19 protein-coding genes are annotated in these 21,441 nt (G+C 44.5%); 10 read left to right on the top strand and 9 right to left on the bottom strand.

Annotated elements, in window-relative coordinates; genetic code table 11:
* The 3 genes from FBF61_RS16565 to FBF61_RS16555 are packed head-to-tail and all read right to left on the bottom strand — an operon-like array spanning nt 1 to nt 2,007.
* Nucleotides 1-1,227 (bottom strand): M20/M25/M40 family metallo-hydrolase, encoded by a 1,227-nt coding sequence (locus tag FBF61_RS16565; RefSeq protein ID WP_138479172.1) that lies wholly within the window; start codon nt 1,225-1,227, stop codon nt 1-3.
* Entirely contained in the window at nt 1,224-1,535 is a 312-nt protein-coding gene (locus FBF61_RS16560) for a MerR family transcriptional regulator (RefSeq protein ID WP_138479170.1), read from the bottom strand. Before FBF61_RS16560 ends, FBF61_RS16565 begins: the two co-directional genes overlap by 4 nt.
* Before the next feature lie 43 nt (nt 1,536-1,578).
* Entirely contained in the window at nt 1,579-2,007 is a 429-nt protein-coding gene (locus FBF61_RS16555; RefSeq protein WP_138479168.1) for an SRPBCC family protein, read from the bottom strand.
* A gap of 381 nt (nt 2,008-2,388) precedes the next feature.
* On the opposite strand from FBF61_RS16555, the gene FBF61_RS16550 reads away from it, so the two are divergent.
* Nucleotides 2,389-3,507, top strand: a complete 1,119-nt coding sequence (locus FBF61_RS16550; RefSeq protein WP_138479165.1) for an acyltransferase family protein — start codon at nt 2,389-2,391, stop codon at nt 3,505-3,507.
* Here the strand turns inward: FBF61_RS16550 and FBF61_RS16545 are convergent.
* Nucleotides 3,499-4,620 (bottom strand): alpha/beta hydrolase, encoded by a 1,122-nt coding sequence (locus FBF61_RS16545; protein ID WP_138479163.1) that lies wholly within the window; start codon nt 4,618-4,620, stop codon nt 3,499-3,501. The genes FBF61_RS16550 and FBF61_RS16545 overlap by 9 nt on opposite strands.
* A 470-nt stretch (nt 4,621-5,090) precedes the next feature.
* Nucleotides 5,091-5,558, bottom strand: coding sequence for a response regulator (locus FBF61_RS16540; RefSeq protein ID WP_138479161.1), 468 nt, complete (start codon nt 5,556-5,558; stop codon nt 5,091-5,093).
* Between the two features lie 384 nt (nt 5,559-5,942).
* On the opposite strand from FBF61_RS16540, the gene FBF61_RS16535 reads away from it, so the two are divergent.
* The 6 genes from FBF61_RS16535 to FBF61_RS35280 all read left to right on the top strand — a co-directional run bounded on the left by FBF61_RS16535 (nt 5,943) and on the right by FBF61_RS35280 (nt 13,403).
* A complete protein-coding gene (locus FBF61_RS16535; RefSeq protein ID WP_138479159.1) occupies nt 5,943-8,237 on the top strand; it encodes an Rv1355c family protein in 2,295 nt (764 codons plus the stop codon).
* The gene (locus tag FBF61_RS16530; RefSeq protein ID WP_138479157.1) at nt 8,238-8,930 is read left to right on the top strand and encodes a hypothetical protein; all 693 of its coding nucleotides are present in this window, start codon (nt 8,238-8,240) and stop codon (nt 8,928-8,930) included. It abuts the gene before it with no gap.
* Nucleotides 8,921-11,101 carry a sensor histidine kinase gene (locus FBF61_RS16525; RefSeq protein ID WP_138479155.1) on the top strand — a complete coding sequence of 727 codons (2,181 nt, stop codon included), beginning with the start codon at nt 8,921-8,923 and terminating at the stop codon, nt 11,099-11,101. Before FBF61_RS16530 ends, FBF61_RS16525 begins: the two co-directional genes overlap by 10 nt.
* On the top strand, nt 11,094-12,185 hold the full coding sequence (locus FBF61_RS16520) for a sensor histidine kinase (RefSeq protein WP_138479152.1): 1,092 nt from the start codon (nt 11,094-11,096) through the stop codon (nt 12,183-12,185). Before FBF61_RS16525 ends, FBF61_RS16520 begins: the two co-directional genes overlap by 8 nt.
* Nucleotides 12,186-12,191: 6 nt before the next feature.
* The gene (locus FBF61_RS16515; protein WP_138479149.1) at nt 12,192-12,587 is read left to right on the top strand and encodes a response regulator; all 396 of its coding nucleotides are present in this window, start codon (nt 12,192-12,194) and stop codon (nt 12,585-12,587) included.
* Between the two features lie 687 nt (nt 12,588-13,274).
* Entirely contained in the window at nt 13,275-13,403 is a 129-nt protein-coding gene (locus FBF61_RS35280) for a hypothetical protein (RefSeq protein WP_262712817.1), read from the top strand.
* Here the strand turns inward: FBF61_RS35280 and FBF61_RS16505 are convergent, their stop codons facing one another.
* The 4 genes from FBF61_RS16505 to FBF61_RS16490 form a co-directional block, all read right to left on the bottom strand.
* Nucleotides 13,404-14,108 carry an L-ribulose-5-phosphate 4-epimerase gene (locus FBF61_RS16505; protein WP_138479145.1) on the bottom strand — a complete coding sequence of 235 codons (705 nt, stop codon included), beginning with the start codon at nt 14,106-14,108 and terminating at the stop codon, nt 13,404-13,406.
* Nucleotides 14,109-14,122: 14 nt separating this feature from the next.
* Nucleotides 14,123-15,616 carry an L-arabinose isomerase gene (gene araA / locus FBF61_RS16500; protein ID WP_138479143.1) on the bottom strand — a complete coding sequence of 498 codons (1,494 nt, stop codon included), beginning with the start codon at nt 15,614-15,616 and terminating at the stop codon, nt 14,123-14,125.
* 28 nt (nt 15,617-15,644) lie between these two features.
* Nucleotides 15,645-17,318, bottom strand: a complete 1,674-nt coding sequence (locus tag FBF61_RS16495) for a ribulokinase (RefSeq protein WP_138479141.1) — start codon at nt 17,316-17,318, stop codon at nt 15,645-15,647.
* A 195-nt stretch (nt 17,319-17,513) separates the two neighbouring features.
* Nucleotides 17,514-18,218 carry an NUDIX hydrolase gene (locus FBF61_RS16490; RefSeq protein WP_138479139.1) on the bottom strand — a complete coding sequence of 235 codons (705 nt, stop codon included), beginning with the start codon at nt 18,216-18,218 and terminating at the stop codon, nt 17,514-17,516.
* A 184-nt stretch (nt 18,219-18,402) separates the two neighbouring features.
* On the opposite strand from FBF61_RS16490, the gene FBF61_RS16485 reads away from it, so the two are divergent.
* From FBF61_RS16485 to FBF61_RS16475, 3 genes are all read left to right on the top strand, one after another.
* The gene (locus FBF61_RS16485) at nt 18,403-19,626 is read left to right on the top strand and encodes a purple acid phosphatase family protein (protein WP_138479137.1); all 1,224 of its coding nucleotides are present in this window, start codon (nt 18,403-18,405) and stop codon (nt 19,624-19,626) included.
* Between the two features lie 54 nt (nt 19,627-19,680).
* Nucleotides 19,681-20,520 (top strand): endonuclease/exonuclease/phosphatase family protein, encoded by an 840-nt coding sequence (locus tag FBF61_RS16480; RefSeq protein ID WP_138479134.1) that lies wholly within the window; start codon nt 19,681-19,683, stop codon nt 20,518-20,520.
* A 204-nt stretch (nt 20,521-20,724) separates the two neighbouring features.
* Nucleotides 20,725-21,408, top strand: a complete 684-nt coding sequence (locus tag FBF61_RS16475; protein ID WP_138479132.1) for a hypothetical protein — start codon at nt 20,725-20,727, stop codon at nt 21,406-21,408.
* The last annotated feature ends 33 nt before the right edge of the window (nt 21,409-21,441 follow it).

Here is a 21,441-nt window from a genome sequence, read left to right as displayed (position 1 = left end):
TTAAAAAGTCACTTTGACTTTTTTAACATCTTTGCCACGAAGAAGTTCGGCTTCCACCTGCTGCCCTTTTTCATGGCCCGATAGTATTTCCATATAATCGTAAATGGAGGCAATGTCCTTTCCGGCCAGTTTGGTGATGATATCCCCGGCAAGGATGCCGGCCTTATCGGCGGGACGCGCTTTTGAAACCCCGTCAATCTTCAGTCCTTTGCCGGTATAGCTGTAATCCGGCATAACCCCCAGTGTGACCTTGAAGTCTGAAGTCGTTTTGCCGGTATGTGGGTTTCCCGCGGTAAGAAATTGAGGTTCCGTGGTTTCCTTGTCTACATTTTCAAGCAGTCCGGCTATCAATTCCAGAATTTTGACCTCTCCTTCGTAGTTGATTTTGTCAGCATCGTCGCTGATCTTGTGGTAATCTCCGTGCCCGCCGGTAAAGAACTGGACGACCGGAATTTCTTTCAGGTAAAAGGAAGTATGGTCGGAAGCACCGACTCCCGATGAGTCGACTGTATATTTCAGATTTTGCTGTTTAGCGAGGTCAGGGATGAGTTTGCCCCAAACCGGACTGGTCCCCCAACCCGACACGATCAGGCTTTTATCCTGTTCGAGCCGGCCAATCATGTCCATATTGATCATACAGGATACCGATTTGAGCGAAGCGAATGGATTCTCTGTGTAATATTTGGATCCCAGCAAACCCAGTTCTTCTCCCGAAAATGCGATAAAAATAAAGTTGTGTTTTTCTTTGAGCTGATTTCGGGAAAAATACCGGGCAAGTTCCAATACGCCGGCTGTACCCGAAGCATTATCGTCAGCCCCGTTGTGAATCTTATTTTTACTGTCAGGAGAAAGTGAACTGCCCTGGTAGCCCTTACCCAAATGATCAAAGTGCGCGCCGACTACGATGGTTTTTTCCGCGCCGTTGTTCAGGAAACCAACCACATTTCGTGCCGTAAGTGCATGAACGTTACCGTCAACTGAAAGCGTAACCGGGAAAGGTTGAAAATAACTGCCGCTGGTGCCCGCCGGTACAAGTCCCAGATCTTTAAAAATACCGGCTATATAATTGGCTGCCCTGATCTCTCCCAGTGTGGCGGTACCGCGACCTTCAAGGTCGTCGGATGCAAGAAATTCAACGTGCCTGCGAACTTCGGAAGTTTGAAACCGTTGTGCTGTGGCTAGCAACGGCAAAAGGAGTATACCGACTAGAAGGGGAATTTGTTTCACAATTTTTCCTGGATTTCGACTAAAAATTTCCTGACGCGCATTAACCGCTGGATCAAAAGCTGAGACTCTTCTTTCCGCCGCAATTGCTCGCGCGCGCCCTTTATGGTCCGGCCCTGCTTGTCCTTCTGATGCATGATCTTGCGGATAATTTCTATGTCGCGCTCCGTATAGCGACGCCGGTTACGTCCATCCCTTTTGGGGTTCAGCTGTGGAAATTTTTTTTCCCAAAATCTGAGAGCCGACGCTTCGCAGCCTACCATCTCAGCTACTTCGTTGGTGTCGTAATAAAGTTTAGAACCGGATTCCATATTGTTTAAAAAGCGATTGTAACAAAGATAAGCAAGAGCTCCGTTATACCCGGTTTTCAGCCAGATTTTTGATCTTGGGAAGTGACTCTTTTGCGAAGTCCACAGATGCTTCAAAATAATTATCCCCATCTTCCAAAACTGAAAAATCCCCGATCTCCAACATCAGCACAGTTTGGGAATCCTGTTCTGCAAGCCGGTAGGTGTAGGCAATATCATAGGAAGCGGGCGGCAACTCCCATTTCCATACGTACAGGGAAAGTCGTAGCAGTTTGTTCGGCTCGCTGTCTGTTACTGTCGTCCGCGATACGCCCGACCATTCAATGGAACGTCCGGGCTCAAGATAATAATCATCGAAACCTTCCGGCAGGTCGTCCCATTGCCTGATGTATTTGGGAGCAACCAGTACCTCCCATACTTTTGAAACCGGCGCATCTATGGTGATCTGATCTTTTACTGTTAATTGTCCGTTCATTGTTTTTCGTTTTAACTTACCGAATACTTCTCGTCTCTTTTAAAAATTGTGCCTTCCAAAGAACATCTGCACACTCCAAGTGTAAATTGGATACATCGTCAGGTGAATTCTTATTTTTCTGTTACATTTACTTCGTTCAACAAATAACCAAACCATGGATCAAAAGGATATAAAACTATATTATACACTTAGACAAGAAAAGCTCCGAACAGCCCAATTTCCAAATAATCACACATTTTCGGAAAGTATTCCGCCTGCTGTCTGGCCGATCCGAAAACACCTCCTATTACGCTAAACAGAATCTTTCACATCACTTATTGTGCCTGCCTTGTCTGAAACACTTAAATAGGTACAGGATTATGATACAATTTCTTGACTAGCATGAGACGGGAGATTAACATAGGCCAGAATCCAATAAAATCCAAGATTGACAGTATTCAGGTTCTCAGAGGAGTTGCGGCAATGATTGTCACGATATACCACCTCAAGAGCTTTATCGCTATTGATCAGCCTTTTCGGAGGGAACTGGATTTCTTTTTCGATTCAGGCGCTGCCGGGGTCAACCTGTTCTTTGTTATCAGCGGTTTTATCATGGTTTACATTACCGAGAAAACGCCTGGTTCTTACGAGGACATTTATAAATTTGTAATCAAACGTTTTATCAGGATCTGGCCGACTTATGCGGTAATTACGGTGATTTATTTCGTGATCCGGTACAGGTCTTATGTGACCATTCCGGAAATAAAAGATTTGGCCATGAGCTTGCTTTTTATCCCGATTGATTACACCCCACCTCCGTTTTACGGATATGCGACGCTGCCTGTAGGATGGAGCCTTAATTATGAGATTTATTTTTATGCCCTGATTACGATCTCGATTTTGTTCAAAAGATTGAGATGGCCTGTGTTTTTCCTTTTGACGATTGTTACGCTTGTAATCATACCGGTCTTGAACGGCAGCTACACGCTCGATGCGGCGCGCACCGAAAATTACGGCCACAAGTATCTGAATATGATCACCAACCCGATCATCTGGAGCTTCATTTACGGAGTGGTTATCGGCTTGCTACACAGCAACCAAAAGGTGAGGAATGTCCTGACTGATTTTTTTTCTAGGAAATGGATATTCAGTACAGTGGTTGTGCTGGCTGTCTGGCAATATTTATCAGGCTTTTTCGGAGGGCAGGGTCCTCTGCAGTGGGCGATAGGAGCTTCGGCATTGTTCAGTGCTTTCCTTTTTCACCATGCAGGTCGTCATACGCAATTCCCAGGCTGGCTGGTGAAACTCGGAAATATCTCCTACTCGATCTATTTGTTACATGTGCCGGTTAGTTTTACCCTTACTGTCCTATTTCAAAAGCTTGGTTATCCGATTTATGGCAGTGGCCCGGCGCTATTCTTTTTATCCATTTCTCTTACTCTGATCGCTTCGCATCTATCCTATGAATATCTGGAGATAAGACTTTCCAATTTTATGAAAAGACTTTTGCCTCTATTTTAAGACAATATCCTCTACTGTCTGGTAGTTTTCGTTGGTGATCTGATGCTTTTTCCCACTCCACAGACGTTTCAGGAATTGCGCATATCGGCTGGCCACATAATTATCCGGATAGTCAAGAAGATGCCCGGCGACAGGCTGATAATTGAGTTCATAAGGTATCTGCAACTTTTTCAGCTGATCCGAAACCGACTTGGCACCTTCCGTTTGCAAGTAAAAGGGACAGGAAAAGAGATTGCCTTTTTCATAGGCCAGCACATCGTCTCCGGTTCGCTGAAAGAAAAGTGTGGGCAGGGCATTGGACGCTTTAACGTAACTGCTTTTAAAAACACCGTATCCGAGATACGACACCAAAGCCCTTACTCTGAAACGGCTCTTTCCCGCATTCGGGTCCAGTTTGCCCAGCGCTTTGGTGATGCCTGGACTTAGTGCCTCGAAATCCGCCTCGGTCATATACAGCAATGCAGAAACAGCAATAGCCCCAGCGCTGCTTCCAGCCAGGATCATCTGTCCCGGATCGATACCAAAATCATTAGAACGTGATGCAAAGTAGTGCAGGGCCGCGTAAGTATCCTGCACAGAGCGATATACCGCCTGGACGATTTCCATATTATTCCCTCCGCAAGGATTGCTTTCGCTGCCTCCATTGAAACCCAGCCGGTAATTGATGCAAGCTGTGGCATAGCCTTTCGCACTTAGCGACCGGGCTTTCCCCTGCTCATTTCCGAGGTCGCCATAAAGGAATGCACCCTCATGCAGCAGGATCACGAACGGCCGATATTTCAGCGAATCATTACCGGGGGCCATAAAAGAGTAATTGAGGTTAACCTGGCGCCCGACAAAATCCCTGGCTACGGAATAGATCCCGGCCCGCACGTTCATATTTGTTTGTTCAAATAAATCCTCACTTCCGAACCGGCGAGAAGCGGCCAGGGACAGATCAGCGTTTCTGATCACGAGTGTTTCGGGAATGATGGAATCAGGTTTGGTAAAAATCGTACTGTCGATATCCATGCTCCCGCCGCCTCCGGGATCCGGTATCGGGCTTCTGTTGCATCCAAGCCACAATCCAGAAAAGATGACTACACTCCATCCGATGTATTTTGTAAAAAGCATCCTGATTGTCAGAGGTGTTAAAAGGAAAGTAATTTAAGGCCGGCAATATAACACCGGCCTGCTTCTACTCCATACTTTTTTCGGCATCGCCTTCCAGTCTCCCCTCTACTTTTTTAGAAAGCGAAGAAAGAAATACATACAAGACTACACCCGAAATAACCCCAATTGCAATGATCTTTTTCATAAAAACTGATTGTTTAAACCTAACTGCTAAATACAAGGAACAAAAAGAATACCAGCCTTTTCACTATCAGAACGTTTCAGTTGGGTTGGGGTACATGTCGAAATGGATTTCAATATTCATTTCAACGCCGTAAAAATCCGGCACGGTCGCTAACAACCTGATTTTCAATATCACCTACTCGTTTGGGACCGTTATAGACGCTCAAAAGCTTCATTTCTGTTTCAGGCAGGGAATGAAGCTTTTGGTTAGAAGAAATGAAATTTCAGGCAGAATTCCTATTTACACGCTAGGAAAGCAGGTTTTGTCTGAGGAGAAACTCCAGCTGACCATTCACGTCGATAAGCTTTTCGATCAATTCTTTGTTTTTTTCCCGCAAGCTGAAAATCTCATGGGCATTTTTAATGATGATCCTTAACTGCGCTTCATCCCAGGGCTTATTCAAATAGTAATAAATATGCCCTTTGTTCACGGCGTCAATTACTGCATTGATATCTGTGTAACCAGTGAGCAGGATACGCACGGGATCAGAATAGTCTTTTAACACCTCAATCAAAAAATCCACTCCGGTCATTCCTGGCATTCTCTGATCCGTGATGATCACGTGGACAACATTATGCTTCAATAATTCAAGCCCTTCCCGACCTGACGTTGCGATCAATATGTTGAAGTCCCTCCGAAATGCTGCCTTGAAGGAATTCAAATTATTAATTTCATCATCCACGTAGAGGACACTTATTTTTTCGTTACTTTCCATTCTTTATAATTCTATACTTTTTGAGGTGTGCAAACGGATATGGTTCTAAGAAAGACGGAACTAATTGATAATATTATAATATTAATTCTATATTCACATCAATTTAATCAACAATTATCCGCTTAAATACCGGATAACATTAATATATTGGCCTAAATTAGTCATTAACTGCAAAATATTTAATGACCGCGCCGGAGAGAAATAGTTTTACAAAAATAAATTCAGCAATTTGGGTATTTATTGAGGCAAGCAGTATAAAAGTGTAGGTGATTAATAGAAGCGCAGTTGCAATTCAGAAGGATTATTGTACTAAATTATCTACAATTTCTGATTTACACATTAAAGCGTGTGTTCTTCCGGGAACCACTCCACAATATCTTTAAAATGTACCAAAACCAAGAATCCAGTACCATTTACAAGCCGGTTTTTATACCAAAAGAACGCTACGCAGACAAACAGAAACTGAGTTCTCTGATTGCAAATTACCAGGATAAGTCCATTCTGGATCTGTTTTCTGCACAAAAAAAAGAGTTGATCAAAATCAGAAATCCAACAAAGCGCCTGACCGGTGCGGAGATCGAAAAATTATATTCAGAATGGTCCAACGGCAAGGATCCGGATCTTGAAGGCAACTGGATTTATTATCCCTGGTCTCAGCGACTGATTCATATTGTTGATGAAAATGAGTTTGTAGAACTCAGGACCAGCAGAAATCAATACAAAATAACTCCTGCTGAACAGGAAAATCTGTCTAAACGTAAAATAGGGATTATCGGACTGTCAGTGGGCCACGCAGTCGCGGTAAGTATTGCCACAGAAAGGACTTGCGGGACGCTTAAACTGGCCGATTTTGATACAATAGAACTCAGTAATCTTAACAGGATCAAGACCGGGATTCATAATATAGGCGTCAACAAATGTATCGTGACCGCCAGAGAAATTGCTGAAATAGACCCCTTCCTCGTTATCGAATGCTTTACAGAAGGTATTAATAAAGAAAACATGGCAGGTTTTATGCTTGACGGAGGAAAGCTCGACATATTAATAGACGAGTGTGACGATCTCAGCATAAAAATTGCTTGCCGCTCCATGGCCAGCGGATACCATATACCGGTAGTGATGGAAACAAGCGACAGGGGGATGCTTGACGTGGAACGATATGACCTTGAACCAGACAGACCCGTTTTTCACGGCCTTCTAAAAGGTATTCCTCTCGAAAAATTTGATCACATTTCAGACGAAGACCGGCTTCCACTGGTGCTGAAGATCGTAAATGCTGTAAACGGTTCCAAAAGAGGGAAGGTATCGCTGGTTGAAATCGGTCAAACGATCAGTACCTGGCCGCAGCTTGCCAGCGCGGTAACGCTCGGTGCAGGTGTGGTAACGGATGTTTGCCGACGGATTTTACTCGATCAATTCCAGGAATCCGGCAGGTATTATGTAGATATTGAAGATATTGTCGGCAACAGGCTTACCAAGAAAGAGCCATCCCGCCGGATAAATCCACATGAACCCTTTGATGTAAACGAAGCGATTCTACTGGCAGATTCGCTTCCTTATATTAACGATGAATACAAAGCAGATGACGCTTTGATCCGCAAAATTGTAGAAGCCGCCTGCCAGGCACCTTCCACCGGCAACGATCAGCCCTGGAAATGGTTATACAGAAATAGCAGACTGCACCTTTTTCACGATCGGCACAGATCATACTCGTTCGGCGATTTTCACAATATTGCCTCTAACATATCTTTTGGGGCCTCATACGAAAACCTGCTTCTGAAAAGCTACGAAAATGGCTTATCAGCCAAGGCGGAGCTATTTCCGCTTGGAAACGAATCCATTTTGATAGCTGCCATCGATTTTTACAATACTGCCAGAGAAGATACGGAGCCGGTATATTCTCCGGAATCGGTAAACGCCATTTTTGAAAGATCTACCAATAGAAACCCTTCCATACCGGCAGTGATCGCGGAAGCAGACTACCTTGCTCTGAAACATGCTGCCGAAAGCGTTGAAGGAGCTTCTTTCCATTACATATCCGACAGGCAGCAGATCATTGCGATCGGTGAAATCATTGGTGAGTGCGACAGGGTAAGACTTTTAAACGAAAACGGGCACAAGGACTTTGTGGAACGCGAGATGAAATGGTCGCCCGAGGAAGCGGAAGAATCAAAAGATGGTATAGATATTCGTACCCTGGGCTTGGATAATGCGCAAATGGCGGCGATGTCGATCATACGGGATGAAGAAATAACCAGATCATTAAAAAATATCAACGGTGGCCGGGCCCTGATAGATGTGGCAAAAAAAACCGTTAGCACGGCATCCGCCATCGGCATAATCACATTGCCCAAATACAGTTACAGAGACTTTTTTCTTGGCGGAATGTCGATGCAAAGATTATGGCTGAAAGCCGAAGAGTTACAATTTGCAATACATCCTTTAATTTCACCTTTTTATTTGTTCCCGCGGGTAGTCAACAGTAACGGAGAAGGTTTGGATGAGGTAGAAGCAGCGAACATCAGGGAAGCACGCAGAAAATTCAGGGCTCTTGTCCCGCTTGATGAAAATATTGCTGAAGTCTTTCTTTTTAAAATCGCGCAAGCCGAAAAACCTGAAATCAAAAGTTTCCGCTTACCGCTTGATGAGACACTGTTTATCGTAAATCTGGAAAAATAAATGGTAGCACAAATTAAAGCATACCGTGCGCCCGACGACGTGGAGACCAGTCTGAGATATGCAGATGGGCACAGAAAGGTTTTGGAAGCGTATGGTGTGAAACAAGTTACATCGGCAACACACAACTGGTTACATGATCCGAACACTTATGTAATTATAGTAGAATCGGAAGACGGAGAGCATATTTACGGTGGTACCAGGGTTCAGGTACGGTCCGCCAACCTGAAAATGCCCATGGAAGATGCCATAGCCAAGATCGACAAAAGCATTTACGGGTATGTCGACAAAATCGGCGATTATAATGTGGCAGAGTTCTGCGGTCTTTTTAATTCAAAAGAGGTAGCAGGTTACGGTATTGGAAGTGTTTATCTCGGCAGAACCGCTATGGCGATCTCTTCCATGGTCGGAATTAAGTACCTGATGGGGCTTTGCTCACCTATCACACTGGTTATCAGCCAAAGAATAGGATTCGAGGTATTAACCGACCTGGGCAACAACGGTACATTTTATTACCCGAAGGAAGGATTAATCGCAACATCGCTGATCGCGCGGGACCTGATAAACCTGCCTTTCGCAACTCCTGAAGAAAGAGAAAAGATATTCAGTCTTAGAGAGAATCCCAAGCAAACAATAGTTGAACACGGAAGAAGGGGGGCACTGGAAATCATATACGATATCAACAAATGGATTTAAACTTTTACCGAACGAACGTCTTACTTATCCTGCTTTTCCTTTTTTCAGTTTCAACGTATGCGGGAAGGGTTATTTTTACCGGAGATGATACCACCATCGGAAAAAACGTGGAGGTGCTGGAAGATACCGGTAAATCTCTGACGATCAATGAGGTGATGGCGTCAAAAAACTTTGTCAAAAGTGAAGATGAAACGCCAAATTTTGGCCTCAGCAGTTCTACGTTCTGGGTTAGGTTCGACATTCAAAATCTGACGCCGGAAGACAAGATCTTTCTGGAGTTGGCCTATTCACGCATCGAATCCTGCACATTGTATTCCAAGGGAGACAATGAGATCAAACAGCAGGAAATTTCCTGGAACGACATCTTCAACAAACGGAAAGTAAAATATCAGAACATAGTTTTCCAACTGGATATCCCTGTCAAATCGACTGAAACCTATTATTTAAAAGTAGAGGGCAGCGAACAAATCGTACTTCCGCTTATTGTGAGAAGTGAAATGGGTTTCTTCCAGTTTGCTTTCACCAACGAGATTATTTCGGGCATACATGTCGGCGTTCTGCTGGTAATGATGCTATATAACTTCTTCGTTTATTTTTCGATACGGGAGAAAAGTTATCTGTATTACGTTTTGTATATCCTTTTCATCGGCCTCACGCAAACCACCATCACAGGCTACACATTTAAATTCCTCTGGCCCGATAATCCCGAACTGAACAGATTTTCCATTATTATCTTCCCCGCTCTGGCCGGGATATTTGCGATATTGTTCTTTCAGAATTTTCTGCATACAAGCGAAAAATCCAAAAATATACACAGGATTCTGTCGGCAGTGATCGTTGCATACCTTTTTGCGATCTTGTTCAATATGCTCAGAATAGACAGGCTGAGTTACAGGATCATTGATTATTCTGCGGTAATAGCCGCAGTGCTTGCACTGGTGGTATCGATCAGGTTATCGATCCAGGATTACCGACCCGCCAAATTTTATCTCGTAGCCTGGTCTATTTTTCTCATTGGAATAGTGCTTTACACGCTCAGAAACTTCAACCTTCTCCCTTACAATACATTCACGAATTATACCATGCAGGCCGGGACGGCGATTGAGGTGATTCTTCTTTCCTTCGCATTGGCTGACAAGATCAACATCCTGAAAAAAGAGAAAGAACTCTCCCAGGCCCAGGCACTCAGAATTTCGCTTGAAAATGAAAAGATCATTCTCGAACAAAATGCATTCCTGGAAAAAAGTGTGGATGAAAGAACGTCGGAACTGCAATTCGCCAACAAGGAACTTAATATGGCTCTGACGAAGCTCAAAGATGCACAGACCCAACTAATTGACTCCGAGAAAATGGCTTCGCTCGGTCAGCTTACAGCCGGTATCGCGCACGAAATCAACAATCCCATCAACTTTGTGAGCTCCAATATAAGACCACTACGGCGGGATATTGATGATGTACTTGAAATTCTGCACTCTTATGACGAAGTTCAGCATGTGGACTCTATCGATGGATTGCATGCTAAAATCAGAGAGATTGACAAACTGAAAGAAGATCTGGATCTTGATTATCTCAAAACTGAATTAGGCACCTTGTTAAAAGGAATGGAAGACGGCGCCAACCGGACTGTGGAAATTGTAAAAGGGCTGAAGATATTCTCCAGAATAGACGAATCTGATCTGAATCTTGTCAATATCAACGAGGGAATCGAGTCAACATTGATCATTTTAAATTATCAGATGGGCAATTCGATCCAGCTGGTCAAGGAGCTAGGCAACATACCAAGTATTGAGTGCTATGCCGGAAAGCTCAATCAGGTTTTCATGAATATTCTTACCAACTCAATTTACGCGCTTTTGAAAGACAATCATGAGAATAAAACACCTACTATATGGGTAAGATCCTGGCTGAAAGACCCTGAAAATATCAGCATTTCCATGCGGGACAATGGCCCCGGAATGACGCCTGAAGTCCGTGCAAAAATATTCGAGCCGTTTTTTACCACCAAACAGGTCGGCGACGGTACAGGACTCGGTCTTTCAATTGTTTTCAAAATTATTGAGGTTCACAGCGGTACGATTCAGGTTAACACGGAAGTGGGAAGTGGGACTGAATTTTTGATCACCCTGCCTGTCAAAAGAAAAAAACGTCCTATCCACGAATCTAATGAGTGATAAATCCATTACCATACTTTATATCGATGATGAAGAACATAATCTTCATTCGTTCAAAGCTTCCTTCAGGAAGCAGTACGACATCACGATAACCGCTTCCGTCATTGAAGCGGAGCAAATTCTGGAAACGAAAGATTTCTGCATCATCCTGGCCGATCAGCGTATGCCGATCATGACGGGCGTACAGTTTTTTGAAAAGATCCGGACACGCTACCCTAAGCCCATCAGAATCCTCATTACCGGTCATACGGATATCAGTGCCGCCATCGACGCCATTAATAAAGGTGAAGTTTTCAGGTTTATAGATAAGCCCTGGGATTACAAGTATGTCGAAAATGCAATAACCCATGCCTACGACATCTACAAAACAAGGGAAGATTTAAAACAGCGTAATATGGAGCTGCAAAAGGCTAACGAGGAACTGGACAAGTTTGTGTACAGCGCCTCACATGACCTCCGCGCACCACTGATGTCGGTGTTGGGGATCGTTAACCTCGCGCTTATTGAAGAAGATGTAAAGTCCCAAAATGAATATCTGGAATTGATCCGGCAGTCGGTGAAAAAGCTCGATACTTTCATTATAAACATCATTGACTATTATAAAAATGCCCGCGGGGTCCCCGTCATCACGGACATCAGCTTTGAGGAACTGGTAACAGAAGTTCAGGCAACCATCCAATATCTACCTGAATACGGTAATCTCAAAATGACTACGGATATAGATCAGAAGGGTATTTTCAAGTCGGATGTGATGAAGTTGCGGATCATCTTTAATAATCTCATCAACAACGCGATCAAGTTCCAGGATAAATCAAAACCGGACCCGTTTGTACACCTTACTATAAAATCGACGCCTACGGAGGCTAAAATTATTGTAGAGGATAACGGTAATGGCATCAAGGAGTCAGATCAGGACAAGATTTTCAGAATGTTTTACCGGGCCGGGGCGACCAACAGCGGATCGGGGATCGGATTATATATTGTTCATGAAGCTATTGCCAAACTCGGCGGTCGGATCAGTGTAAAATCACAGATTGGCCAAGGAAGTATTTTCGAAATCAACATTCCTTCTATTTATAAATAAATGGTCATGAAGTCTCTGCTAAATTTCTTTTTAATAGATGACAGTGCTTTTGATTTGTTCATCTATGAAAAACTACTTATAAAGAGCGGGATAACTGACTCGGTAAAAACATTCAACTCTGCACGGGACGCCCTGAAATATTTGCTGGAACAGGCACAGGATTTTCCCGATACGATCATCCTGCTTGATCTGCAGATGCCCGACATGAACGGTTTTGAGTTTATTGATGAATTCGACAGCCTACCTGAATCACTAAAATCAAAAATTAAAATATTTATGCTTTCCTCAACCATCGACACCAGGGACATCGACAAAGCCAGAGAAAGCGCCTACATCCTGGATCTGCTCCCAAAGCCACTTGAAATTGTTTACCTCAAAAAGAAACTGGAAATGATTGGTTAAAAAGAAGGAGGCTTGCCAGAAAATTGGCAAGCCTTTTTTATGCATTTTCTACATATTATCATACTTCACTTCTCTTCAACAGTGCCCATTCCGAATGAGGGCACGCTTTTCTTCATTCAAGGGGCGCCAATAACTGGTCAAATTCCCAAATTGCCCTAAAAAGTAACAACTACAATGTGAAAATGTGTGCCCGGATCAGCCATTCCTATCAAATTTTCAGTTTTATATAACTATTTGCATGATAAGAATGAATTTTCAAATATGGATATCAAAATTATTACTCTTGGTATGTATTTATTACAAATCGTTGAGTCAAAGTGTAAACCTTAACTTCCCAATCTTGAAATGAAAACTGATAGCCAAACTCTGTCCGAGATACTCAAACTCCATGCTGAGTATGTTAAAGAAGTTGAATACAGCGGAATAAAGCCTTTGTCTATTGAGATTTATAAAACTAACTCTAACAATTTTGTCCGCTGGATACAGGATGATTTCAATCCTGGCAGCAAACTTCGCCGGGCTGAGCTGAGTTAATGTATCAGCCAGGCTAAAAATATCAAATGCTCAACGTTTAAATTATCAAACTATCGGCTGTTACAGCTGGTAGTTTTTTTGTATCCAAATGTTTCCTAAGTTTGATACAAAACATTCCAACAAGTAAATATTATGCTATTCGCGTTGCTAAATATGTTAAAGGGCCGCTTTTCAAAAGAAGCGATCAGTGAAGCCAAGTCCAGCCAGGAGCGCATGTCGCGCCAGGAAGCACTTCAGAAAATGAGAAACCTTGCCAGCAAGCGCTCCGGTAAAAAAGATTAGTCAGCATCCCTGCCCGTAATAAGCATCTTTGCCATGCTTTCGATAGTAATGTTTGTCAATAAGGCTCTGCTTAATAACCGGTGTCGACGCATTGATCTGAAGAGTCAAATAAGCCATCTTTGCAATTTCCTCCAATACCAAGGAGTTGTATACCGCCTTGCCCGCATCTTTACCCCAGGTAAATGGGCCGTGGCAGGCAACCAGAACCATTTCCACTTCTTCCGGACTGAGTTCCATTCTGGCAAAAATATCGAGGATCTGATTCCCCGTCTCAAGTTCGTAATCCCGCGTGATCATTTCGTCCGACATGACCTCTGTTACCGGCACAGATGCTGTTAGGTGATCGGCATGCGTGGTGCCCAGGTTAGGTATAGGCAGTCCTGCCTGAGCCCAGGCTACGGCATACGTAGAATGGGTGTGGCATACCCCTCCAATCGAAGGAAAGTTCTTGTAAAGTAAAGTGTGCGTTTTGGTGTCGGATGAAGGGCGCATATTTCCCTCAACAAGCAAATTATCAAGATCAACAATAACGATATCGTTAACGGTAAGCCTGTGGTATGGCACGCCGCTGGGCTTAATGGCCACCACCCCTGCATCCCGGTCAATTCCGCTTACATTCCCGAAAGTCACGATAGCCAGCTCCTCCTTCGGGATCTCCATATTGGCCTCGTAGACCTGTTCTTTAAGATATATGTATTTTGACATAAGTTTCAAACAAGTTATTTACCATAATAAGCCTCACTCCAGCGCAGCTCATTTTTAAACTGCCGCAATGAAGTGCTTTTATCAATTACTACCATCTCCACACCAGTCATTTCCGAAAAAGCTTCGATGTGATCCGTGGTCAGATTTTGGCTGTAAACTGTATGGTGCGCACCTCCGGCATAGATCCAGGCCGCACATCCCGTTTGCATATCAGGGGCCGGCTTCCATAAAACCCTTGCGACCGGAAGCTTCGGCAACTTCTCGATCGGTTCCACCGCCTGCACCTCATTTACCAAAATCCTGAAACGATTGCCCATATCTACCAAAGAAACATTTATCGCGGGACCACCCGCCGCATCAAAAACAAGCCGCACGGGATCTTCCTTTCCGCCGATTCCAAGCGGATGTATTTCACAGGAAGGTTTATTGGAGGCAATAGTTGGGCATATTTCCAGCATGTGAGAGCCAAGTACCAAGCTATTGGAAGGATCAAAATGATAGGTGTAATCTTCCATAAAAGAGTTTCCTCCGGGCAATCCGCTGCCCATCACTTTCAAAGCACGCACCAAGGCTGAGGTTTTCCAATCTCCCTCGCCGGCGTAGCCATATCCGGCAGCCATCATACGCTGGGAACCAATGCCCGGCAGCTGCTTCATGCCATACAAATCTTCAAAAGTATTTGTATATCCTTTGAAATTCCCTGCTTCCAGAAAATATTTCATCCCGAGCTCGATACGTGCCGCATCCAGCAAAGCTTCATGACGCCCGCCTCCTTTCCGAAGGACCTCGGCGAGATTGTATATGGATTCATATTCATCTGCAAGTGTAACCACATCCCGGTCCGAAACCTCATTAATAACAGCCACAAGATCGCCCACGGCGTGTGTATTCACAGAAAACCCGAAAGTCATCTCCGCTGCCACTTTATCTCCATCGGTCACTGCCACCTGACGCATGTTATCTCCGAAACGCACAAATTTGGCCCCTTTCATGTCATGTCTGCCCGCGGCCACCCGTGACCAATGTGCTATTCCGTCGACCACGTCATCTTGTTGCCAATGTCCCACGATCACCTTTCTGTTCAGCCGCATCCGCGTCATCATGAACCCGAACTCCCTGTCGCCATGTGCCGACTGGTTCAGGTTCATGAAATCCATATCGATGTCGGCCCAGGGAATATCCCTGTTATATTGTGTATGCAAATGCAGCAGCGGCTTCTGCAGGATCTGTAATCCCCTTATCCACATTTTTGCCGGCGAAAAAGTATGCATCCAGGCGATGATACCAATGCATTGCGGAGCGGAATTAGCTTCCTGAACAACTTTGTATATCTCATCGGGCGTTTTCACCACTGGCTTGAACAATACCCTGACGGGCATGCGTGGGGATTCATCCATGTATCTGCTAATGATCTGCGAATGTTCATCCACCTGCCGGAGTGTTTCCTCTCCGTATAAATGCTGGCTTCCGGTTACAAACCAGACTTCGAATTGTTTTAAATCGAACATTATGTGGGCTATAGATATAGGTAAAATATTAAAGTACCTCCTGCGAAACACCTGGTGCTGCCTGCAAAAATTCATTTTCAAGGAATTTCCCCGACTGAAGGTATTTGGTATACAGAGACTGATAAACCCTGGATTGATCTGGTCTTGGATAATAAACTGCGTCAAAACCTGAGTTCATGGCCTCCTGAGCTTGCTGCAGACTTTCAAAAATGCCGGATGCAACGGCCGCGAACATTGCCGCGCCCAGCGCGCAGGCCTGCTCGGAAGTTGCGACTTTGATAGGCATATTCAGCACGTCTGCCAGCGTCTGCATGACGAAAGATGATTTTTTGGCCACTCCCCCGATCGCAATGACCTCATGAATGGGTACCCCTTCACTTCTGAACCGCTCCACGATACTTTTCGAACCAAAAGCCGTGGATTCCACCAGCGCTTTGAAAACACGAGGACTGTCGCTCGCAAGATTAAGCCCTAATATTGCTCCTTTCAAGGTATGCTTTGCATCCGGCGTGCGTCTCCCATTGAGCCAGTCGATGGCCACAATATCCTTTTCCGTAACCGGCAGCAAAGCCGCCTGCTCCGCCAGATGCGGCAGCAGTTTTTCGGATAACTCTTTCGCTGCGCTTTCACCCAGCAAGCTTCTTACGGGTTCCGTGACGAGCTTGGCAAACCATGCATAAATGTCCCCGAAAGCCGATTGACCGGCTTCCATTCCGAGTGTTCCCGGAACAATGGACCCGTCCACCTGTCCGCAAATTCCCTGGATCAGCAAATGTCCCACTTCCTCGTTTGGCGCAATAAGCATGTCACAGGTAGAGGTTCCGATCACTTTGCATAGCGAATACGGTTCGATCAAAGCCCCAACCGCTCCCATGTGTGCGTCAAACGCTCCTACTCCTATCACAACGTCGGCCGGAATTCCCAGCTTTTCAGCCCATTCCCCGGAAATGGTACCCAAGGGTACATCAGAAGTATAAGTATCGCTGAAAAGCCGTCCCCGGATTCCATTTAGCAAAGGATCCAGTTCCTTGAAAAACTGATTAGAAGGCAAACCGTCAAAGTTTTCATGCCACAGTGCCTTATGCCCGGCTGCGCACCTGGATCTTTTGAGGATTAGCGGATCTGTGTTTCCTGTCAGTTCGGCTGAAATCCAGTCGCAATGTTCCACCCACGAAAAGGCTTTTTCCCGCACTCCGATATCAGTACGGAGTGTATGCAGAATTTTTGCCCAAAACCATTCAGAAGAATAGATCCCGCCAACATACTTAGTATAATCAATATCCCAGCTGTGTGCAAGCCGGTTGATTTCCTCCGCTTCTGCATTGGCAGTATGGTCTTTCCAGAGAATAAACATACCATTTGGATTCTCCGCGAATTCGGGGAGCAGCGAGAGGGGCGTCCCAAACTTATCGACAGCGACAGGCGTAGAACCGGTTGTATCTATTGAAATACCCCGGATTTTATGCCTCACGCCTTCCGGAGCCGATTCCAGTGCCTTTGTGACAGCATATTCAAGTCCTTCCAGATAATCGAGCGGATGCTGACGGAATTGCGAAATCGAGGCGTCACAATATTTTCCTTGTTTCCAGCGCGAGTACTCGTGTACCGCTGTTCCTGCGTAGCTGCCTGTATGAGCGTCCACGATCAGCGCCCGCACCGAATCTGTACCGAAATCGATGCCTATAACGTAATTCTCTTTCATGTATGGGTCTGGCTATGGATGATGGGCAAGTACAGATTTTTTAGTTAACTAATCAATTAGTAAATATAAATAAATTATCAATTCGTGTTTTTCTGACACAATTAATAAAAGTTAAAAAGCTGCATTACCCCAACCGAGTGAAGAAAAGCTGATTACAAATCGTTTATAGGTTGACTAAGAAAAACCTGGATACCCTTACGACTCTTTCATAGAATCAGGCATAAAATTCCAGAACGAATGGAATTTCTCCTTGTATTTGAAGGTATCCAGTTTGTAAAGGGTTGCTTTTTTTGTGGTACTGTTGTGGTTTTTCAGTCCGGTATCAATAAGCAAACCGGTTGACAACAGCTTACGGCTGAAATTACGTCTGTCGATCGGGATATTGTAAATCGCCTCGTACAATTTCTGAAGCTGGGGAATTGTAAAAAATTCGGGAAGCAACTCAAATCCGATGGGATGAAGGGCCGCTTTGTATTTTAAATGCTCAATGGCTTTTCCAACCATCACTTCATGATCGAATATAAGGTGCGGGCGACATTCAAGTGAAATCCAGGAAGCATGATGGCTTTTTACAGCCTCCGCGTCATGGTCGTCGATTTGAATGAGTGCAAAAAAAACCACCGACACTGTCCGTTCCCCCGGGTCTCTGTCGATCTTTCCGAAAGTCTCAAGCTGTTCGACATAAATATTTTTCAGCCCGGTAAGATTGTACAGAATTCTGGCTGCACCGTCCGACAAGTCCTCTTCCTGATTAAGAAACCCACCCATCAGGGACCACTTCCCTTTTTCGGGTTCAAAATTCCGTTTGATCAGCAACAATTTGATATCCTTTCCGTCAAAGCCAAAAATGATACAGTCGATTGCTACCAGTATGCGGGAGGCTTGCGGGTAATTATTCATGAAACTAATGTAGGAATGGGGCTGATTACATCATTATTTGCAGCATGCGCTAAAACTGACATACAACGGATAATGATGTTATGTAAAAGTTAAGAAAGTAAAAAAAACCAGGAGAATACTTAATCAATTAGAAAAGAAAAATAGAAATTTTTGTATCAATTTCGCCGAGCTTAAACCCCTATCCATGCTTTCAGACAGAAGATCGTTTTTAGAAAAAATGTCCAGACTCGGGGCATTATCCCTTTTTCCGTTGTCCGCAGCTCAGGCAGAAGGCGCGCTTCCCAACTCCGACGATCCGAAAATCCATTTTATTGCCGGCCCGTATTTGCAAAATATGGGAACAAATGAGGTGACGATTATGTGGATCACCGATAAAAATTGTTTCAGCTGGGTCGAATATGGTGCCGGGACTTATACGAGTAAGAGGGAATTCGGCTACAATAACGGGCTTATCGAAGCCAATAACCGAATCAACAAGATCACCTTAACCGGCCTCAATCCCGGTACTGAACATACATACAAAATCGTTTCAACCGAAATAACGGGCTACAAAGGCTCCAAAGTCGAATTCGGAGAGACCATATCCAGTCCGATGTATGGGTTCAAAACGTGGGCTGAGCATGAAGACGAATTTAAAATGGTCATCTTTAACGACATTCACGACCGACCTCAGATCATCCCGCAACTCCTTTACCGCCATGGCTATACAGGAAATACCCGTGACTATGATTTTGTAGTTTTCAATGGCGACTGTTTTGATTGGGTAACAGAAGAAATCCAGATGGTTGACCACCTGATCAAACCCTCCGTTGATATTTTCGCTACGGAATTTCCTTTTATCCTTACCCAGGGAAACCACGAATGCCGGGGCGGTTTTTCAAGAAACATTCCCGCATACTATGCTTATCCCGAAAACAAATACTACTACGCATTCACACGCGGCCCCGTGCGTTTCGTGATCCTCGACTCCGGGGAGGACAAAACCGACGACAGTGTGGAATACGGAGGGCTGTCTGCATTTGACCGTTACAGGGAAGTTCAAAAAAAATGGCTTGAAAAGGAAACAGAATCTGCCGAATTCAAAAAAGCTGATTTTAGGATCGTATTAATCCATATCTCCCCCTATCATTCAGGCGACTGGCACGGTACATTACATTGCCGCGAGCTTTTCGGACCGGTACTAAACAAGGCAAAAATTGATCTGCAGATTTCCGGCCATACCCACAGATATGCAACACACGAACCAGACGCTACACATAATTATCCCATTGTGATCGGCGGCGGCCCGCTGGAAGGCAAGCGGACACTCATCAAGCTTCACGCCACCAAAAAGCATCTGGATCTGAAAATGATCCGGGACGATGGCGAAATCGTCGGAAAATTCCTGATCCCCAAGAAGGGCAAATAGCCCACAAGCAGTACCCATTTTTTTATAGTACCTTCCATTAATCTTCAATTACACATGAAAAAAACAGCACTTTGTCTTTTAATACTTTTCGCTTTTACCCAGATATCCTTTGCGCAGAAAAACACGATCAACGTTGCGTCATACAACATCCGCTATAATACTGCAAACGACGGTGTCAACGCGTGGCCGAACCGCAAGGAAAATGTAAAAGGGCTGATACGCTTCCATGAGTTTGATATTTTCGGCGTGCAGGAAGCGCTCATCGGTCAGTTGAAAGACATTGCGGAGCTGCCGGACTACGTTTTCATCGGAAAAGGCCGTGACGACGGTAAAGAGGGTGGCGAACATTCTGCCATTTTTTACAAAAAAGACCGTTTTAAACTGCTAAAATCCGGCGATTTCTGGCTGAGCGAAACACCCGACAAACCAGGCAAAGGATGGGATGCAACATGCTGTAACAGGATCTGCTCCTGGGGAAAATTCCAGGATCTTGCGAGCAAAAAAGAATTCTATTTCTTCAATGTCCATTTCGACCACCAGGGTGTTGAGGCACGCAGGCAGTCAGGACATTTGATGACGAAAAAGATCAGTGAAATTGCAGGAAAATCAACGGTTATCCTGACCGGTGATTTCAACTCCACACCGGATACCGAACAGATCAAGACTATCAGTGCGCTGATAAATGATACACATGACGTCACAAAACAAGCCCCATACGGACCGGAAGGTACTTTTAACAGCTTCAAATTCGACGCTCCAATGAAAAACCGGATCGATTACATTTTTGTCAGCAAGAATATTGATGTTCTGAAATATGGTGTTCTTACCGATGCAAAGGACCAGCGTTACCCGTCAGACCACCAGCCCGTTGTGATTAAAGCTGCTATAAAATAACACTATTTTGCGGGAGGGGGCAGAGATGTCAGGGATGGTCAGGGGTAGTGAATAGTGGTCAGAAGTAGTCAAGGATAGTCAGGCGTAGCTGGAAACGTTATGCGGAGCTTCCAGCCACGTCTGAGTGACTGCGGTCTGTGACCGCAACCAACCTTTCATTTTTTTCTTTAATTTACAAAATGACTGCCGACCCCTGCACAGCAAATGACTAAACAAATTTTCACGATTCTTTTTCTTCTGCTTACTTCGCCTTACGCATTTTCACAAAATGTAAAAATCAGCATAGACGCTCCCGTTGCATTGAACAATCGTAAGGCTATTTTACTGACGCGTGAAAAAGGCTTTGCAGCTGTGGTTCACTCCATCAACCTAGGATTCGACACCACACACCTTCGGATGGACCAAAACCTGCTACCGGATTTATATCAATTGCAGGTTTCTAAAATGAAAGGCTCACTGACTTTTTTCTTCGATTCCGGAACAAAAATCAAGCTGGATACCTCAGATGTTTCCAAATCTGTGGTCACACATTCCAAAAGTAATCCCGACTGGCAGTTTTTCCAGGATAGCATTCAGCGCCCGTCGGATGCCAGATTAAATGCATATGTTGTGCAAGAAGCCAGGGCAAGGAAAAGAAACCAGGCTGACAGCCTGAATTACTGGCTTGGCCTGCAGGATATTGAAAGGAAAGATCTGATGTCGAAAACCGGAGAATTTATCAAATACCATCCTCGCTCCTATGTAAGTCTATATTTGTTAAAGATCAATTGGTACGCGTTGAAAAATCAGGGGTTGTTTGAAAAACTCGACCCCGCGCTATCCCAGCACCGCAACTATAAATTTTTGCGCGAAAGAAACAAACCGATCACCCGAGCAGGGTTTCCCTGAGATCACAAAACTGTACTACGTTTAACGCGGGCA

It is taken from the genome of Dyadobacter bucti (assembly GCF_005869225.1).
GTDB classification, from domain to species: domain Bacteria; phylum Bacteroidota; class Bacteroidia; order Cytophagales; family Spirosomataceae; genus Dyadobacter; species Dyadobacter bucti.
This window is presented reverse-complemented; position numbering and strand designations above follow the sequence as displayed.

Coding starts and splice junctions, on each gene's coding strand:
- FBF61_RS16560 (WP_138479170.1), bottom strand. CDS start 1,535: ATGGAATCCGGTTCTAAACTTTATTACGACACCAACGAAGTAGCTGAG.
- FBF61_RS16555 (WP_138479168.1), bottom strand. CDS start 2,007: ATGAACGGACAATTAACAGTAAAAGATCAGATCACCATAGATGCGCCG.
- FBF61_RS16550 (WP_138479165.1), top strand. CDS start 2,389: ATGAGACGGGAGATTAACATAGGCCAGAATCCAATAAAATCCAAGATT.
- FBF61_RS16545 (WP_138479163.1), bottom strand. CDS start 4,620: ATGCTTTTTACAAAATACATCGGATGGAGTGTAGTCATCTTTTCTGGA.
- FBF61_RS16540 (WP_138479161.1), bottom strand. CDS start 5,558: ATGGAAAGTAACGAAAAAATAAGTGTCCTCTACGTGGATGATGAAATT.
- FBF61_RS16535 (WP_138479159.1), top strand. CDS start 5,943: ATGTACCAAAACCAAGAATCCAGTACCATTTACAAGCCGGTTTTTATA.
- FBF61_RS16530 (WP_138479157.1), top strand. CDS start 8,238: ATGGTAGCACAAATTAAAGCATACCGTGCGCCCGACGACGTGGAGACC.
- FBF61_RS16525 (WP_138479155.1), top strand. CDS start 8,921: ATGGATTTAAACTTTTACCGAACGAACGTCTTACTTATCCTGCTTTTC.
- FBF61_RS16520 (WP_138479152.1), top strand. CDS start 11,094: ATGAGTGATAAATCCATTACCATACTTTATATCGATGATGAAGAACAT.
- FBF61_RS16515 (WP_138479149.1), top strand. CDS start 12,192: ATGAAGTCTCTGCTAAATTTCTTTTTAATAGATGACAGTGCTTTTGAT.
- FBF61_RS35280 (WP_262712817.1), top strand. CDS start 13,275: ATGTTAAAGGGCCGCTTTTCAAAAGAAGCGATCAGTGAAGCCAAGTCC.
- FBF61_RS16505 (WP_138479145.1), bottom strand. CDS start 14,108: ATGTCAAAATACATATATCTTAAAGAACAGGTCTACGAGGCCAATATG.
- araA (WP_138479143.1), bottom strand. CDS start 15,616: ATGTTCGATTTAAAACAATTCGAAGTCTGGTTTGTAACCGGAAGCCAG.
- FBF61_RS16495 (WP_138479141.1), bottom strand. CDS start 17,318: ATGAAAGAGAATTACGTTATAGGCATCGATTTCGGTACAGATTCGGTG.
- FBF61_RS16490 (WP_138479139.1), bottom strand. CDS start 18,218: ATGAATAATTACCCGCAAGCCTCCCGCATACTGGTAGCAATCGACTGT.
- FBF61_RS16485 (WP_138479137.1), top strand. CDS start 18,403: ATGCTTTCAGACAGAAGATCGTTTTTAGAAAAAATGTCCAGACTCGGG.
- FBF61_RS16480 (WP_138479134.1), top strand. CDS start 19,681: ATGAAAAAAACAGCACTTTGTCTTTTAATACTTTTCGCTTTTACCCAG.
- FBF61_RS16475 (WP_138479132.1), top strand. CDS start 20,725: ATGACTAAACAAATTTTCACGATTCTTTTTCTTCTGCTTACTTCGCCT.